This window comes from Tolypothrix tenuis PCC 7101 (assembly GCF_963874875.1).
GTDB lineage: Bacteria > Cyanobacteriota > Cyanobacteriia > Cyanobacteriales > Nostocaceae > Aulosira > Aulosira tenue.
The window spans coordinates 2,120,609-2,135,878 of record NZ_CAWNJS010000001.1 but is presented as its reverse complement, the minus strand read 5'-3'; the positions used below and the strand labels follow the sequence as shown (position 1 = coordinate 2,135,878).

Sequence of the window (15,270 nt, the reverse complement as noted above, 5' to 3'; positions counted from 1 at the left end):
TGTTGATTATGCAATGGTGCGTTACGCTGTGCGACAACACACCCGACAATAAAATTTGATAATTTGGATTTCTTGGCAATCTTTGTAAAGCTAATCATTGCCAAATTAGTATCTTCCTAAATAAGTCAACAAACCCATCAAAATATAAGATTCAAAATCCTTATGAATCAGGCTGAACAGCATACAATTGAAGGCATTTATGAAGTATGCATTGGAGTTCCCGAAGCAATTGCTGCGATTCAATATTGGGAACAGTTTGGTTACCGTATAGGTCAAGTTGGTGAATTATCTGCAGATATTGCTCAACAACTATATAGTGTAAATTCAGCGTTAAAATCAATCCGTCTTTATCATCAAGAAGCGGATCATGGATTAATTCGGTTGATGGTTTGGCAAAATCCGACTAATAAGGGTTTGGGAATCAGTTCAATGAAAGTTAAGGGAAATCGTTGGGCAACTACCTTAACTGCTGATGGCTTAAGTATCTTAAATCATGCAGAGCAAGTAAAAGCTGCAGGTTGGGATATTAGATTCAGCAATCTTTACTGGGATATTATCTACAACAAAGATAAAATCAGCCGTCCTTTTATCGATCCGGCTGTTGGGGTGCGAGAAATGTTGTTATTGCAACCCTTAACTAGACAAGTCTTATTTCAAAGATTTGGCTATACACTACCAAATTACGGGCAAATTAACCCAAATGCCCCATTTAAGACTAGTCAATTTACCCACATGGGGTTAATTGTTCAGGATGATAGCAAAGAAATTCTCAAGTTTTACGAAGACGTGTTGGGTTTGCTACGAGTACGTGATGATGTCGAGACTAGGTACGAATTTTCACCCGCAGGGCGAGATTTTTTTGACCTCAACCCAGGTGAGAAATTTATTATTACCGCCTTCGACGATCCGCGTTCCTCTGCGTCTGACTTCCTGACTGCACGCAGTGGTAGGCTGTTTATCACACGGTTTCCTGATTCCATAAAGTTAGAATCGCGGTTTGAAGCCGCACAACCAGGTTGCTTAGGAATGTCATTATATACCTATCGAGTGCGGGGAATACAGGCATATTGCGATCGCATTCGCGAAAGTTCAGCCCAAAATATCACTAACATCGTCACCAATGAATTTGGCGAGATGAGTTTCTCGTTCACTGCGCCTGATGGCTACTACTGGACTTTGGTAGAAAATTGATCGGGAATTGGTCATTGGTAATGGGTAATTGGTAATTGGGAAAATTCCTAACACCGAATACCAAATGACAAACACCAAATATAAAATGCCAAAATTTAAACCTCGATGGGTAAAGCTAATTTTACTCAGTTTTTTATCTGCCCTATTACTAGCAATAACATCTACAGCTACAAGTATTTATTTGTACGGTAATAAAATTACTGATACAAAAGCAGAAGCAGCCATTGTTTTAGGGGCAGCAGTCTGGGGAGAAGAACCATCGCCAGTTTTTCGAGAACGAATTAATCATGCAATTAATTTGTATAAAAATCAGAATGTTACTAAGTTAATTTTTACTGGTGGAGTGGGTGAAATTAATGAACCTGCTGAAGCTATAGTTGGCAAAAAATATGCTTTGGCAAACAAAGTAAAAGTAACTGATATTCTCACGGAAACTGAATCTAGAACTACTTCCCAGAATCTCAAAAATGCTCAGTTAGTAGCATCTATTTATCAATTAAATAAATTTCTCATTGTCAGCGATCCATTGCACATGAAACGTGCAGTACTGATGGCACGCCATTTAGGCATGGATGCTTATCCATCACCTACACCAACAACTCGCTACCGCAGTTTTTCTAGTCAGATGCAATTTCTGATACGAGAAACTTATTTTTACCTTGTCTACTTAGTGTTTAAAATTTAACTTTTTGCTTGATTTTTAGAGATTTTAAAATAAAAATAAATCAGTTTAATTATTAGCAACCTCAACCGGAAGATAGACTAGAAGACTTGAATAAGTACCAAAAGATCCGACCAAAAAATTATGTTGATGAGAATTTGGGCTGTGACTGTTGTACTAACTTCTTCTTGGTTAACAACTGGGGTTATAGCTGCTGAACCAATTAAACCTGTAGCGGCTGCTTCACAAAGGGAAGCTCAAAAAAAAGATAGTCAACCAATTATTGTGAATAAAGCTGATTTTGGGGTACAACGCGTTGGCTCCCAGGGTAAAGTTACCTTTATCCCCACCTTTAGAGTGCCACTGCAAGAGGGGAGCAAATACGGCTGGCAAATTCAACTCAAAGACTACAAGGGTGCAGTGACATGGCGAGAAATCCTGCGATTGCCAAAACGTCCAGAAACCTGGGGTGTAGATACTGGACAAGACCTAGCAATCTCTCCCGATGGCAAAGAAGCAGTGACAAAGCGCACGCAAACAACTACCGATGGTATGATTCAAAACTTCTGGACGATCGCACCTGGAGATCCAGATGGTAAACATAAGATACAGGTCTATATTGAGGATCGTTTAATTGCATCTTTTGAGTTTGAAATTGTCTCCTTGAAGAAGCCAAAGCCAAATAGCCGCATTTAACAGCGAAAAAGTTAGTAATTATTGCAGGGTGGGCACTACGAAATTTTACAAATGCCCACCTGGAGTTTGACTGGCTATAAACTGATTTACCTCTATTCTTAAAATAGAGAGTTAATAAGCTAATCGTCATTTAAATTGCATCATTGTTTATGTTGGTAAAAGCTGCAAACCCTCTCCCTTGCTCCCTGCTCCCTGCTCCCTGCCCCCCTGCAGTCTCAATGTGCTTTCTTATATGCTTAACAGCTTATTGTTTGACTAGCTATGGTAAATCTAGCTGAATTTCAACAGTTAATTGCACAACATCGCTTATGCCCAAATACCTTGCCAAAAGCGCTACAAGCGCTGTTTTATGATAAAAAAGGTGACTGGGAAAAAGCTCATGAAATAGTGCAAAATGCTAGCGATAATGATAGTGGCTGGGTTCATGCTTATTTACACCGTAAAGAAGGTGATTTGAGCAATGCACGCTACTGGTATCGACGCAGCAATCAGCCAGAATTTTCTGGTGGACTAAACCAGGAATGGGAAGAAATTGCTGCTTGTTTATTACAAAATGTGAGTTCCTTTGGCTAGTTAATAACTATACTACTTGCCTCAATTATTTGGGGGTTGTTAAAACCTCAGATACTTACTAAAGTGAAGAGATTATATCTATATTCATCACTATCTGTATAACCAATGCTAGCCGCTACAAAAAGTTTTCGTGTTGATGAGTTGACGGTGCAAATTTACAACAATGAATCCGAAATGGCACAAGATGTTGCAGCCATTGCCCAACAATATCTACAAAATGTGCTTCAGCAAAAAGATACTGCTGCTGTATTGTTAGCAACCGGAAATTCTCAACTGAAATTTCTCGATGCATTAATTAACTTAGGTGGTGTAGATTGGTCGAGAATTATTCTATTTCATTTAGATGAATATTTAGGAATTTCTAGCGATCATGCTGCTAGTTTCCGCCGCTATCTGCGAGAACTTGTAGAACAGCGAGTTCACCCTAAGCAATTTCACTATATTGAAGGTGATACATTGCAACCATTAGCAGAGTGCGATCGCTATAGTAAACTCCTGCAAGCACAGTCAATTGACTTATGCTGTCTTGGTGTTGGCGAAAATGGACATTTAGCTTTTAACGATCCCTATGTAGCAGATTTTCAAGATCCTTACAGGGTGAAACTAGTAAAACTAGATGCGATCAATCGACAACAACAAGTAAATACTGGTCAGTTTCCCAGCCTAGAAAATGTACCACAATATGCATTTACAGTGACCTTACCAGTAATTTGTGCTGCTAAAAAAATTATCTGCCTTGCGCCGGATAAGCGTAAAGCAAATATTGTTAAAGATATCTTGCACGGGCCAATTAATACAAAATGTCCTGCTTCTATTCTGCGTCAACAAAACCAAGCTACATTATTTATAGATACTAATTCAGCCAGTTTATTAGCTGATATTAGTAATTATTAATGCTCTAATTTGCTAAATTAAGTAACGTAAGAAAGCTCTGGTAATGATGCGTTATGTTATCGCTAACGCATCCTATTGGCATGGCAAGGCTAAAATGTGGCAATATAATTTTCTTGTGGGGTGGACATCTTGTCATGGGTGTCAACTTAACGTAAAACCCTCTTGGTTGCATGGTTTCGCCCTCACCCCCAGCCCCTCTCCCACCAGGCTATCCATTACCCGGATCTTTCTCAACATTTACGAGAGTATTCACTCACGCTTTTTATAACCCTGATTCCTTCGTCATCAATTCTCAATAAAAACCTAATTTTAGCGAGAAGACTAAGAGTTAATCTGTCAAGTATGTTTGACACCTCAGTGTTCAAGATGCCCACAAAATAAGCATTTCAAGATTGTAAAGAAAGATGTGACTAATGGATAGCCCACCAGGAGAGGGGAGCAAGAGATTTAGTTCCCCTTCTCCCGGGGGAGAAGGGGTTAGGGGATGAGGGCGCGAGGTATTTGTACAACGCCCGCCCTATATAGCTTTTAGCTTAAGTTAACACCAATGACATCTTGTCCGCCCAGGACGGGCAAGATGCCCATCCCACAAGAGGTTTTTTAAATGCACTACTTTAGTCTTGTCAGTCCACTACGTCAACTGCGTAATTCTTCAATATTAGTCTGCGCTATAAAAATTTTAGTTATAAAATCCTTGAGCTTTTAAATTAGACAAACAAGACTCAAGATGCGAACAGTCCTCACACTGAAGTTCCTTACCTGGGTTAATACATCCACAGGGGGGATTCTCAAAACATTCAGCAACCTGTTGCGTAACGCGATATTTTTTTCGCACAAACTCTAAAGCAACCTCTTGCAAACAAAGCATTAAATCTCGCACCATAATATAGTTACCTTGTTTCTTTTGTTGCTGACTGAATTGTATAAAGTTAATCAAAGTAGAGGCAGAAGTAATACTGCTATGTTAAGAATTTTCAACTCGGAATTTGGTTTGGGTAAAAGGTGAAAGGGTAAGGGTTAAAGGTTTTTTCTTGCCCCTTTTCCCCTTCCCCTTTTGCCCTTAACCAACAAGTATTGGAGGCAGAAGGCAATTATGCTGATAGGAACTCGCACCCCTCATCTATTCATGAACTTAATCGGCTATTTGCCCTGCCTTCGCCTTCTACTTTGTGGTAATAATTGTTATATTCTATCTACAAGCAAGCCATAGTTTTGTTTGAGACATCTGGCTAATGTAGAGACTGAAACTTTAGGCTGGTGAATAACCAGTCCATTCAGAAATTATATCTTCTACTACCAATTCTTTCGTCTGTGAGTTTTTAGCTCCATCTACCAGGACTTTGAGAGTTGTTGTATAGACATTATTCATGATTTGATGTCCATAACCAATAACTTTCCCTAGATGTCCAGTTTTTTGATTTAGCACATAGTCCCCAATGTTAAACATAGCCGTAACTACCACTTTTTCATTGATGATGTCTCTATATTGTCTTATAGATTAGTTTGTAATAACTTCATGCTTTAAGGATGACTTATATAATACCTAAGGAAGATTAAGCCACTGTTCTCTCAGCTTTAATTTCTCTATCTTGAGGAATAAATAATAATACTTAAATTTTTCTCTTAAAAATCAGCTATTGCTTGATAGAGCTTAAGAGTATTTTAGCAAATAGCGTTTAAATGCTATGAAAATTTGATTGCAAGCTTTGCTACTCTTTTAAACGCTCTCTTCATTGAAGGTATCACATCACTATGTTTTATCAATTTAGAGTGACTACAGAGAATAATAGGTTTTTAATTGCATTTATATTGATTTAATTACTCTACAAATTAATTAATCAAACCAAAACATTTTTTAGCTATCTGCGCTCAAACCGGATTAAATCTATTTTTTGCAAAATTTCTACAAAATTAGCAAAATTAAGAAAATTTACAGATTATTAACTATTTGAAGGAAGCGATCGCAATTTAAAATTTCTTCACTATTAATACACCCTCACAAGTTCCTCACAATTTATGTTGAGAATAATTTTCAGCAAGTTCAACAAGCTCAACAAGAAGATACTATGGACTGTCACCAATGTAAATCTAAAAGCCAATCGTGTGGAACACAATCGTGGAAATTGCCATTTTTTCGCAACAATCAACCATCATTTTCTAAGGAAGTTCCTGCAAGTCCACCAATTGCCTTGGTAGGAATGCCTAATGTTGGTAAGAGTGTGCTGTTCAATGCATTGACTGGCATTTATGTAACTGTTTCCAATTACCCTGGGACAACCGTAGAGGTGAGTCGTGGTTTGATGCAGATTGCTAGCCAAACTATGACTGTGGTTGATACACCAGGGATGTATTCACTGATGCCGATCACTGAAGAGGAAAAAGTTGCACGAGATTTACTACTCATAGAACCTGTGACAGCCGTAATTCATGTAGTGGATGCGAAGAATTTGGGACGAATGCTTCCCCTGACATTTCAACTCATCGAAGCTGGGCTACCTGTTGTACTTGCCGTCAACATGATGGATGAAGCGCATCGTTGGGGGCTGGATGTGCAACAAGATGCGTTGGAGAAAGAGTTAGGAATTCCAGTAGTGTGCATGGCGGCGGCTTTAAAGCAGGGTATAGATGAATTAAAACAAAGGATTATGCCATTTCTGCCGATTCAGCCTGCCATGATTCCCGCGTAAATATTTTGAGATAAGGAAAGAATGGCATGATCGGTCAAGTTAGCTATCCCGAACCCATAGAAGCCGCGATCGCACAATTAGAATCTTGGTGGCAAAGTTTAGGTGAGCGGTATTTATTTAGTAATTATTCACTTTCACCCCGCAGTTTGGCGCTATTACTGTTGCAGAAAGATCCAGGGCTGTGGCAAATCTTGGAACAGGATCAAGAACAGTGTCGCCATTTGGAAGTGTTGATTACTGTTACCCAAAATCAACTACAACAATCCATTGGATTAGCGATCGCCCACACTCGCCAAAGCCAAGCGCAGGCAATAGAACGAGCAGTTCTACATGAAACCAAACAAGTGCGATCGTCATTTGCAGAGAAACTCCATCGGCTGACAGTCAACCCCATCACAGGATTTCCCATCCTTGTGGTCATCCTTTACTACGGGGTGTACAAATTTGTGGGAGAATTTGGAGCAGGGGAACTCGTAGATCGCATCGAAACGGTTTTTGAGGAACAAATCAACCCGGTGGTGAACCACATCACTGCTCAAGTCGTTCCCTGGCAACCAATCCAAGACTTAATTGGTAATGACTATGGCATTATTACTTTGGGGATTCGCTATGCTACAGCCATTGTCTTACCTGTAGTCGCTACTTACTTCTTGATGTTTTCGTTACTGGAAGATAGCGGCTATCTACCACGTCTATCTTTGATGCTCGATCGCTTATTTAAATCCGTTGGCTTATCAGGCAGGGCAGTAATTCCCATCGTGTTAGGCTTTGGATGCGACACAATGGCAACGATTGTTACCCGCACCCTAGAAACCAAACGCGAACGGTTAATTGCCACATTTTTACTATCCCTGGCTATTCCCTGTGCTGCACAGTGGGGGGTAATTTTAGGGCTATTAGCACAAAAACCCGCAGCTTTGATGTTTTGGGGAGGCTTTATTAGTGCCATTTTCTTGGTAGTTGGCTATCTCACAGCTAGGTTTTTACCTGGTAGTTCCGGTAAATTTTATATGGAACTTCCTCCTTTAAGATTGCCCAACTTGCGAAACGTGGTAGTTAAAACTTGGGTGCGGATGAAGTGGTATTTCCTAGAAATATTACCCCTGTTTATCTGGGCATCAGTCTTGATTTGGGTAGGGCGATTAACTGGATTATTTGACCTAATTATTCGGGCAATTGAACCGCTAACTTTTGCCTTAGGAATGCCCAAACAAGCAGCACCGATATTCCTTTATGGCTTCTTTCGGCGTGATTATGGTGCCGCAGGACTGTTTGATTTACAGCAACAAGGAAGCCTCACAGGTAATCAGCTTGTAGTTGCTGCCATTGTCTTGACATTGTTCTTACCCTGTATTGCCCAATTGCAAATGTTGATCAAGGAACGGGGAGCTAAAACTACTTGGCTAATAGTACTGTTTATTTTCCCCTTCGCTTTTCTGATGGGATATCTCGTCAATCTGGGCTTAACATTCTTCGGAGTTAACTTTTAAAATGAACGCCTTACCAACAGTCAAAATTGGTCAACCGCAAAGGGTAGTGTGTTTACAAACTCAAGATGATGCCGTATTACACAAGCTGATGGCGTTCGGTATTCTGCCAGGAAGCAATTTAGTGCTAGAGCAACGCTTCCCTTCTTACATAATCACAGTCGGCAGAACCCGCACCGCCCTAGATAAGGAAACAGCACAAACTATTTTTGTGGAATCTTGTTAGGTAATGGGTAATGGGTAATGGGTAATAGGCAATAGAAATTTCTCCCTCATCCCCAGTCCCCAATCCCCAGTCCCCAATCCCCAGTCCCCAATCCCCAATCCCCAATCCCCCATCCCTGAAATTCAGAAGGAGCAGAAATTATGCTGTCGCAAGCTATGACTGATCGGTTGAACGAACAAATCAACCTAGAAATGTATTCTTCCCATCTTTATTTGCAAATGGGTTCTTGGTGTGCTTACAAAGCTTTAGATGGATGTGCAACATTTCTCAGTCAACACGCCGATGAAGAAATGATGCATATGCGCCGCTTAGTTAATTACTTACATGAAACGGGGGCGTTAGTGGTACTAGGTGGGATGCAGGCTCCACCAATTCATTTCGCTTCCCTGACAGAACTGTTTGAACAAATCTATGCACACGAACAGAGCATTACTCGTAAAATTAACGAGTTGGTACATTTAGCAAATACAGAACCAGATTATTCTACGCTACAGTTTCTCCAATGGTATGTAGCAGAACAACATCAAGAAGAGTTTCTGTTTAAAGGGATTCTCGACAAAATTCACTTGATTGGTACTGAAGGACAGGGAATATTCTTCATCGACCGAGAAATTGCTAACCTAGCAGCCACAAAAGGTAAAGAAGCAACTACAATGAGCGCGACACCAGCAGCTTAACTCAAATATAGCGAGGGCGTTGGCTTTTATGACTAAAGTCATGGTACATTCATGACTTTAGTCTGTATGATTTTGAGAGCAAAATCGCTTTAATAATCAATAGGGGCAGGAAACAGTGACTACTTGATAATGTGTCAGGTCATTAAAGAGTATTAGCTGTAAATTCCCTGGTAAAAGCTAGTTTACTCCTCAATGCAAATATAGTTGCCATAATCACAACTATATTTGCAGAATCAACAATCATTTCTCATTGATGATCACAAAGAAGCTACCAGCAAGTAGCTTCTTTTTATATTTTTGTACTTGATACTAAAAGACAATTTTAAAACTCACTCTCAATATACAAGGTCGGGTTGACTTAAGAAAACCCAACACCGAAATATATTTTAAACTTTGAAGCTCCATGTTGCGTTGCGCTTAATCCAACCTTGTATTTTAAGAGAAATTCGGAAAAGACACTATCTTGCAGAAGCAAACCAAGCAATCAACTTGATAATTAAAAAAACTAATCCTATAGAAAAGAAATTAAAAGGAGATATATTTGAAGTTGCAACAGCAATACATGACGCTGTTAAAAATATAATATTAGCTACGAGCACAAATCCTGACCTTACAGTAGAGTTTAAATCTTTAATAGCCCTAATTAACTCTTCATTGTCGTCAGGCATAAAGAACACCCTTTAATTGTTAAATAAGTACTTTACAACGAATATAATCTTTCACATCGAAAGTGTTGGGCTACTTTATACACTGTCTACTAGCTGGAAAGTACTGAATTACGAGTAAAAAAAGATATCAATATCTTAAAAGCGTCAAACAACGTTTAAGCATAGCAATACAAAGCTAATTATTTTAATGATGTTTTTATATACAAATATATTTGCTGAAGCGTTAGTAATCAGCATGAACTTGCCAATTTTATAAATTATGTTTAATGTTAATTAATGACATCTCTTGTCTCATTAGGCCTTGATACACAAAGAAAGTAGGAAAATCTCTCCTACATTCAGGACTCAGCACTGCAATAAACCATTTTGCCAGATAAATTCAATATTAAAAATTCATCTTGACTTTTTTTTGTCAAAAGTTGGTATTTTTATAGGCTTTGAACTATCAGTTCAAAAAATAAGGCTAGTGTAATTAAAATGTGGGCTAAAAATGACAATAAATATTACAATTTCAGGTAAACAAACTGATTTATCAGTTAAATAAGTAAGAAGGCTAGAGAATTATAGATCCCTATCACAAGGCTTGCCTGAAAAGAGGCTGGCAATTTCCACTTTAAACATTCAATGTTGAAGTGATAACTTCTCTTGTACATTAATTTTAGTTATGGAATTGCTAAATAGTTTTTTTTTCCTCAGCAATATATCCCTCATGGACATTGCTATCTTTGGCAACCACAACTAGTTGGATTGCATATAGTCTCTGATTTACTAATTGCACTAGCTTATTATTCAATTCCCATAATTTTGGTTTATTTTGTCCACAAGCGAAAAGATTTGCCTTTTAATTGGATTTTTCTATTGTTTAGTACATTCATCATAGCTTGCGGCACAACCCACATTATGGAAGTGTGGACACTTTGGCATCCTATCTATTGGGTATCTGGCTTGATTAAAGCTATAACTGCTCTTGTTTCTGTATACACAGCCATAGAATTGATACCATTAGTTCCGCAAGCCTTGGCTTTACCTAGTCCTGCCATCCTAGAAGCTGCAAATGCTCAATTAGCGAAAGAAATTGCCGAACGTAAACAAGCAGAAGAAAATCTTAATCAAATACTCGAAAGATTAGAAAATATAGTTACAGAACGCACAGCAGAGTTAACATCAACTAACTCCTCACTACAGACAGAAATTGCCGAACGCCAGCGCATTGAAGAAGCATTAAGAGAAAGCGAACAGCAATTTCGGGCAACATTTCAACAAGCAGCTGTTGGTATTGCTCATGTAGGAACAGATGGAAGATGGTTACTAGTGAATAAGAGATTTTGTGATATTGTTGGCTATACCTTTGAAGAATTGCAATTACTAACTTTTCAGGATATTACTTACCCAGATGATTTGGCAGCCGACCTCAACTATCTTGAGCAGATAATAGCAGGTGAAATTCAAACCTACACTTTAGAAAAGCGCTTTTTTTGCAAAAATCATTCTCTCGTCTGGATTAGTCTGACTGTGTCTTTAGTGCGGGATAGTTTTGGTAATCCCAAGTATTTTATTTCTGTGATTGAAGATATTAGCGATCGCCAGCGTTCTCAAGAACAGATTCGAGCTTCACTGCGAGAAAAAGAAGTTTTATTAAAAGAAGTTTATCATCGAGTTAAAAACAATTTTCAGGTAATTTCTAGCCTACTGAGTTTGCAATCGGAATACATTACAAATAAACAGGATTTGCAAATATTTCAACAAAGCCAACAGCGTATAGCATCAATGGCTTTGGTTCACGAAAAGATGTATCAATCGGGAGATTTATCTAGAATTAATTTCCGTGAATATGTTCAAGAGTTAGTTGCTAGTTTATGTACATCATACGATGTCTATGATGGTGCGATTACTGTACAAATTAATATTGATGATGAGATTTTACTTGGTTTAGATACAGCTGTACCTTGTGGTTTAATTATTCATGAACTTGTTTCTAATTCTTTAAAATATGCTTTCCCTGGAGGAAGACCTGGTGAAATCACTATTGCCATCCAAGAAATAGCTAATCATCAAATTGCCCTGACTGTTAGTGATAACGGTGTTGGGTTACCAGAAAATTTCAACTTTACCGAAACAGCATCATTAGGTTGGCAATTAGTAGAAGCTTTAGCCAGTCAGTTGACAGGCGATATCACAATTAGGAACGATATCGGGGTAGAGTTTTTGATCGCATTTTCTCTAGTTTAAATACACAGGTTTATTAAATGACTAACGCCAACATATTAGTTGTAGAAGATGAAGCTATTGTTGCTAAAGATTTACGTAATCGACTCACTAGATTTGGTTATACCGTTCCGGCTGTTGCGTCTTCAGGACAAGAAGCTATTAATAAAGCACTAGAGTTATCACCAGATTTAGTGCTAATGGATATCAAATTAAAAGGTCAAATGGATGGCGTAGAAGCAGCTCAGGAAATTCATAAGCATTTAGATATACCGATTATTTATCTGACTGCTTATGCAGATGATCATACATTAGACAGAGCAAAAGTAACAGATCCATTTGGCTATTTACTCAAACCTTTTAAAGAAAGAGAATTACAAACTAATATTGAAATAGCCCTGACTAAACATCAGCTAGAAAAGCAATTAAGAAATAATCAAAAATGGCTATCTACTTTGCTAAAAAGCATCAGCGATGCTGTAATTGCCAGCGATACGCAAGAAGTAGTCAATTTTATGAATCCTGTAGCAGAAAAATTGACAGGTTGGCAAGAGTCAGAAGCGATGGGTAGAAATTCATCAGGAATCTTGAATCTTGCTCATGCTGAAACTCTTCAACCTGTTGAAAATCCTCTCAAGAAAGTTCTGCAAGACGGTGTAGTTAATCAATTACCAGAAAATACAATTTTGATAGGGAGAAATGGTAACGGAATTCCCATAGATCATAGTGCTGCCCTGATTAGAGATGATAAAAATAATATTATGGGTGCAGTGTTAATATTTCGAGATATCACTGAGCTAAAAACCGCTATAGAGGCTCGTAAAAAGCAAGTAGAACAAGCACAAATAGTAGCCAAATTGCAAGAACTTAATCAACTTAAAAATGATTTTTTAAATTTAGTCACACATGAATTGCGCTCACCTTTAAGTAATATGAAAGGGATGATTCAATTACTAGAAGTTTCTCCACTATCTCAGGAATTTCAGCGCTATCTCGATATTATCAAAGCAGAGTGCGATCGCGAGATGGAATTGATCAATGATTTGTTAGATTTACAAAGGCTAGAAAATTCATCTTATTTGCCTCTAGCGCCTGATGCTTTAGTATTAGAGCAGTGGTTACCTTTAGTGATCGAACCATTCCAAGCCCGTGTTCAAGAACATCAGCAAACTCTACAGCTAAATCTACCTCCAAATCAAATCACAGTTATCTCAGACCGTACCAGCTTGGAACGTATTTTAATAGAATTGCTGAATAATGCTTGTAAATACACTCCATCTGGTGGCGAAATTATCATTACCGTGTCTTACAACACTTCTGTGATACCAGCGCAAACCATAATGACTGTCAGCAATACAGCAGAAATTCCCGCTTTAGATTTGCAGCGCATTTTTGAAAAATTCTATCGCATCCCTGATGCCGATATCTGGAATCAAGGCGGTACAGGCTTAGGACTCGCCATAGTGCAGAAGTTAGTCACACAGCTACAAGGAAGCATTCAAGTAGAAAGTGGCGACGGAAGAACGACATTTAGCCTCATATTTACTGATTTAGCGCCAACTAGTACAACACAGCAATCGTAAAGAAGGTAAGCCAAAAATCACTCGAAAATATGTAATTGATTTTGCCAAAGTAATTATAAGATGATTAAATTTACGACATTTTTTATATATATTGAACCGTCGAATATCAAATATTATAAAATTTGTCAACCCCAGATAGAAAGATGATATCTCAGCCCAGTATGTCTAAATTAGCTATATATGGTAAACACCTGGTATATCTGGAGGCTTGGTTTTAACCGAGCCTTTTTCATAGCTTTTTATTTATTCATATAAGTAAATAACTATAAAAGTATAATTTTTCACAAATTAAGTTGATCAAGCAAGTAATCCATTAGCAGTTTTTGGCATATTTGGATACATCCCCAAGGAAGATGATCTGTAATGAGAGTAGGTCTAAATTAATTTAGTACGTTGTTAAGCACAGCAATGATCGAGGTTTGGCTCGCGACCAAACCTTTTTTTTCAGAACTCACAAGTAAATTTTTAATCTGTCTTCAGGTTGTTTGCACACATCCTCTAGGATGATGAACTAGTGTCGGAGGCAGTCTAAATTAAGCATGGTGTAGTAAATGCTTGGTATATACAGAGGCTTGGCTACGCCAAGTCTCTTTCATGTTGTACATTCGCACATTGTATGTCGCAGTTCGCAAATTAATGTCTTTATTAGTAAATGAATATTGATTTTTGTAAAATTATAGCGCTCTCATCATAAATAAAGTCGATTAGTAAATTGAATTTTTGCTCAATACACAAATATCAACAGATGAAATTTGGCAAATATCTCGTTTTTAGAAATAATTCTTAACTCTAGAAGGAGGAACAGAAATTGTGAAACCTTCATCTCCTAATTTTTAACGACAGCAGCCGATACTTTGAGATGTGCGATCGCATCTAAGAGGATGTTTGAAAAGTCTGTAATAGTGTATCAAATATTTTTTACCCCACCCTAGCCCTCCCCTTTCTAAGGGGAGGGAACTGGATTTTCCGGTCTCCCCCCTTGACAAGGGGGGATTAAGGGGGGTAACAGTGCAATTAAAATCACAGGGAAAAACTTTTCAAACAACCTCTAATAGCGATTAAGTATTTAAACAGAATTTTTCAATATTTAAAGTATGAATCTTATCTTCTAAATCTCATCACTACAATTATCAATATATTTTCTTCTTGGAATCATACTTTGAAAAAATGCTACCGATATATAAGTAGGCTGAGAAAGATTGTGCCCCTACAAATGATCGATATACTACAAACATTATTTGAATTTGCGATTATACCAAACGCTGAACCATAATTAGCCTAGCAGCTATTATTAGATACTGCTCAACCGCTAAACTAAAAATTTACTCAAACGCTTGTATAATCTGAATTTCAGCTATTTCAGTTAACTAAATTTACTGGCGATCAAGGTAATTGTTGAGCAACCTCTGGCTTAGATACTCTAACATGGTAATAGGCACCACACTCATTCATGGTAGAGGTATCTATGGAAGCTTTAGCGGAAACTCTAGATACAAAATTGCGTCAATGGAAACCGGATGTTGCTGAACAGGTACGGCAATATGTGGCAGCAATTATCGAAATGGCAGACCAAGATGCACTAGACATTATGCAATCAAAGGAAGTTACACAAGAACCTGTGGACTGGTCAGAAAAAAATGACAACTAGTGCAGACTGGCACAAATAACTAATCAGTACAAAATTCAACTCAGCAACGCCACTTGCGCGATTCCCGGGAAACC

General features: G+C 38.1%; 14 protein-coding genes. 12 read left to right on the top strand and 2 right to left on the bottom strand.

What is annotated here, in order from left to right; all coding sequences use genetic code 11:
- Window positions 1–162: 162 nt before the first annotated feature.
- The 5 genes from AACU25_RS08805 (at window position 163) to AACU25_RS08785 (ending at window position 4,015) form a co-directional block, all read left to right on the top strand.
- Window positions 163–1,191, top strand: coding sequence for a VOC family protein (locus AACU25_RS08805; protein WP_096574809.1), 1,029 nt, complete (start codon window positions 163–165; stop codon window positions 1,189–1,191).
- A gap of 85 nt (window positions 1,192–1,276) precedes the next feature.
- Window positions 1,277–1,876 (top strand): YdcF family protein, encoded by a 600-nt coding sequence (locus tag AACU25_RS08800; protein ID WP_096583606.1) that lies wholly within the window; start codon window positions 1,277–1,279, stop codon window positions 1,874–1,876.
- 126 nt (window positions 1,877–2,002) lie between these two features.
- Window positions 2,003–2,548, top strand: coding sequence for a lipocalin/fatty-acid binding family protein (locus AACU25_RS08795; RefSeq protein ID WP_096583604.1), 546 nt, complete (start codon window positions 2,003–2,005; stop codon window positions 2,546–2,548).
- A 261-nt stretch (window positions 2,549–2,809) separates the two neighbouring features.
- Window positions 2,810–3,121, top strand: coding sequence for a hypothetical protein (locus AACU25_RS08790; RefSeq protein WP_096574808.1), 312 nt, complete (start codon window positions 2,810–2,812; stop codon window positions 3,119–3,121).
- 105 nt (window positions 3,122–3,226) lie between these two features.
- Window positions 3,227–4,015 carry a glucosamine-6-phosphate deaminase gene (locus AACU25_RS08785; protein ID WP_096574807.1) on the top strand — a complete coding sequence of 263 codons (789 nt, stop codon included), beginning with the start codon at window positions 3,227–3,229 and terminating at the stop codon, window positions 4,013–4,015.
- Between the two features lie 1,249 nt (window positions 4,016–5,264).
- Here AACU25_RS08785 and AACU25_RS08780 read toward each other — a convergent pair.
- Window positions 5,265–5,462, bottom strand: a complete 198-nt coding sequence (locus AACU25_RS08780) for a hypothetical protein (protein WP_096574806.1) — start codon at window positions 5,460–5,462, stop codon at window positions 5,265–5,267.
- Between the two features lie 619 nt (window positions 5,463–6,081).
- Here AACU25_RS08780 and AACU25_RS08775 point away from each other — a divergent pair.
- From AACU25_RS08775 to ftnA, 4 genes are all read left to right on the top strand, one after another.
- Window positions 6,082–6,702 (top strand): FeoB small GTPase domain-containing protein, encoded by a 621-nt coding sequence (locus tag AACU25_RS08775; RefSeq protein ID WP_096574805.1) that lies wholly within the window; start codon window positions 6,082–6,084, stop codon window positions 6,700–6,702.
- A gap of 26 nt (window positions 6,703–6,728) precedes the next feature.
- Window positions 6,729–8,192, top strand: a complete 1,464-nt coding sequence (locus tag AACU25_RS08770; protein WP_096574804.1) for a ferrous iron transporter B — start codon at window positions 6,729–6,731, stop codon at window positions 8,190–8,192.
- A gap of 1 nt (window position 8,193) precedes the next feature.
- The gene (locus AACU25_RS08765) at window positions 8,194–8,415 is read left to right on the top strand and encodes a FeoA family protein (protein ID WP_096574803.1); all 222 of its coding nucleotides are present in this window, start codon (window positions 8,194–8,196) and stop codon (window positions 8,413–8,415) included.
- 140 nt (window positions 8,416–8,555) lie between these two features.
- Complete coding sequence (gene ftnA / locus AACU25_RS08760; RefSeq protein ID WP_045870275.1) at window positions 8,556–9,092, top strand: non-heme ferritin; 537 nt, start codon at window positions 8,556–8,558, stop codon at window positions 9,090–9,092.
- A gap of 458 nt (window positions 9,093–9,550) precedes the next feature.
- Here ftnA and AACU25_RS08755 read toward each other — a convergent pair whose 3' ends face one another.
- On the bottom strand, window positions 9,551–9,760 hold the full coding sequence (locus AACU25_RS08755; protein WP_096574802.1) for a hypothetical protein: 210 nt from the start codon (window positions 9,758–9,760) through the stop codon (window positions 9,551–9,553).
- 747 nt (window positions 9,761–10,507) lie between these two features.
- Here AACU25_RS08755 and AACU25_RS08750 point away from each other — a divergent pair.
- The 3 genes from AACU25_RS08750 (at window position 10,508) to AACU25_RS08740 (ending at window position 15,196) form a co-directional block, all read left to right on the top strand.
- Window positions 10,508–11,989: a PAS domain S-box protein gene (locus AACU25_RS08750; RefSeq protein ID WP_096574801.1), complete on the top strand. Its 1,482-nt coding sequence runs from the start codon at window positions 10,508–10,510 to the stop codon at window positions 11,987–11,989.
- A gap of 17 nt (window positions 11,990–12,006) precedes the next feature.
- Window positions 12,007–13,548: a hybrid sensor histidine kinase/response regulator gene (locus AACU25_RS08745; RefSeq protein ID WP_096574800.1), complete on the top strand. Its 1,542-nt coding sequence runs from the start codon at window positions 12,007–12,009 to the stop codon at window positions 13,546–13,548.
- Between the two features lie 1,465 nt (window positions 13,549–15,013).
- Entirely contained in the window at window positions 15,014–15,196 is a 183-nt protein-coding gene (locus AACU25_RS08740; RefSeq protein WP_096574799.1) for a hypothetical protein, read from the top strand.
- The last annotated feature ends 74 nt before the right edge of the window (window positions 15,197–15,270 follow it).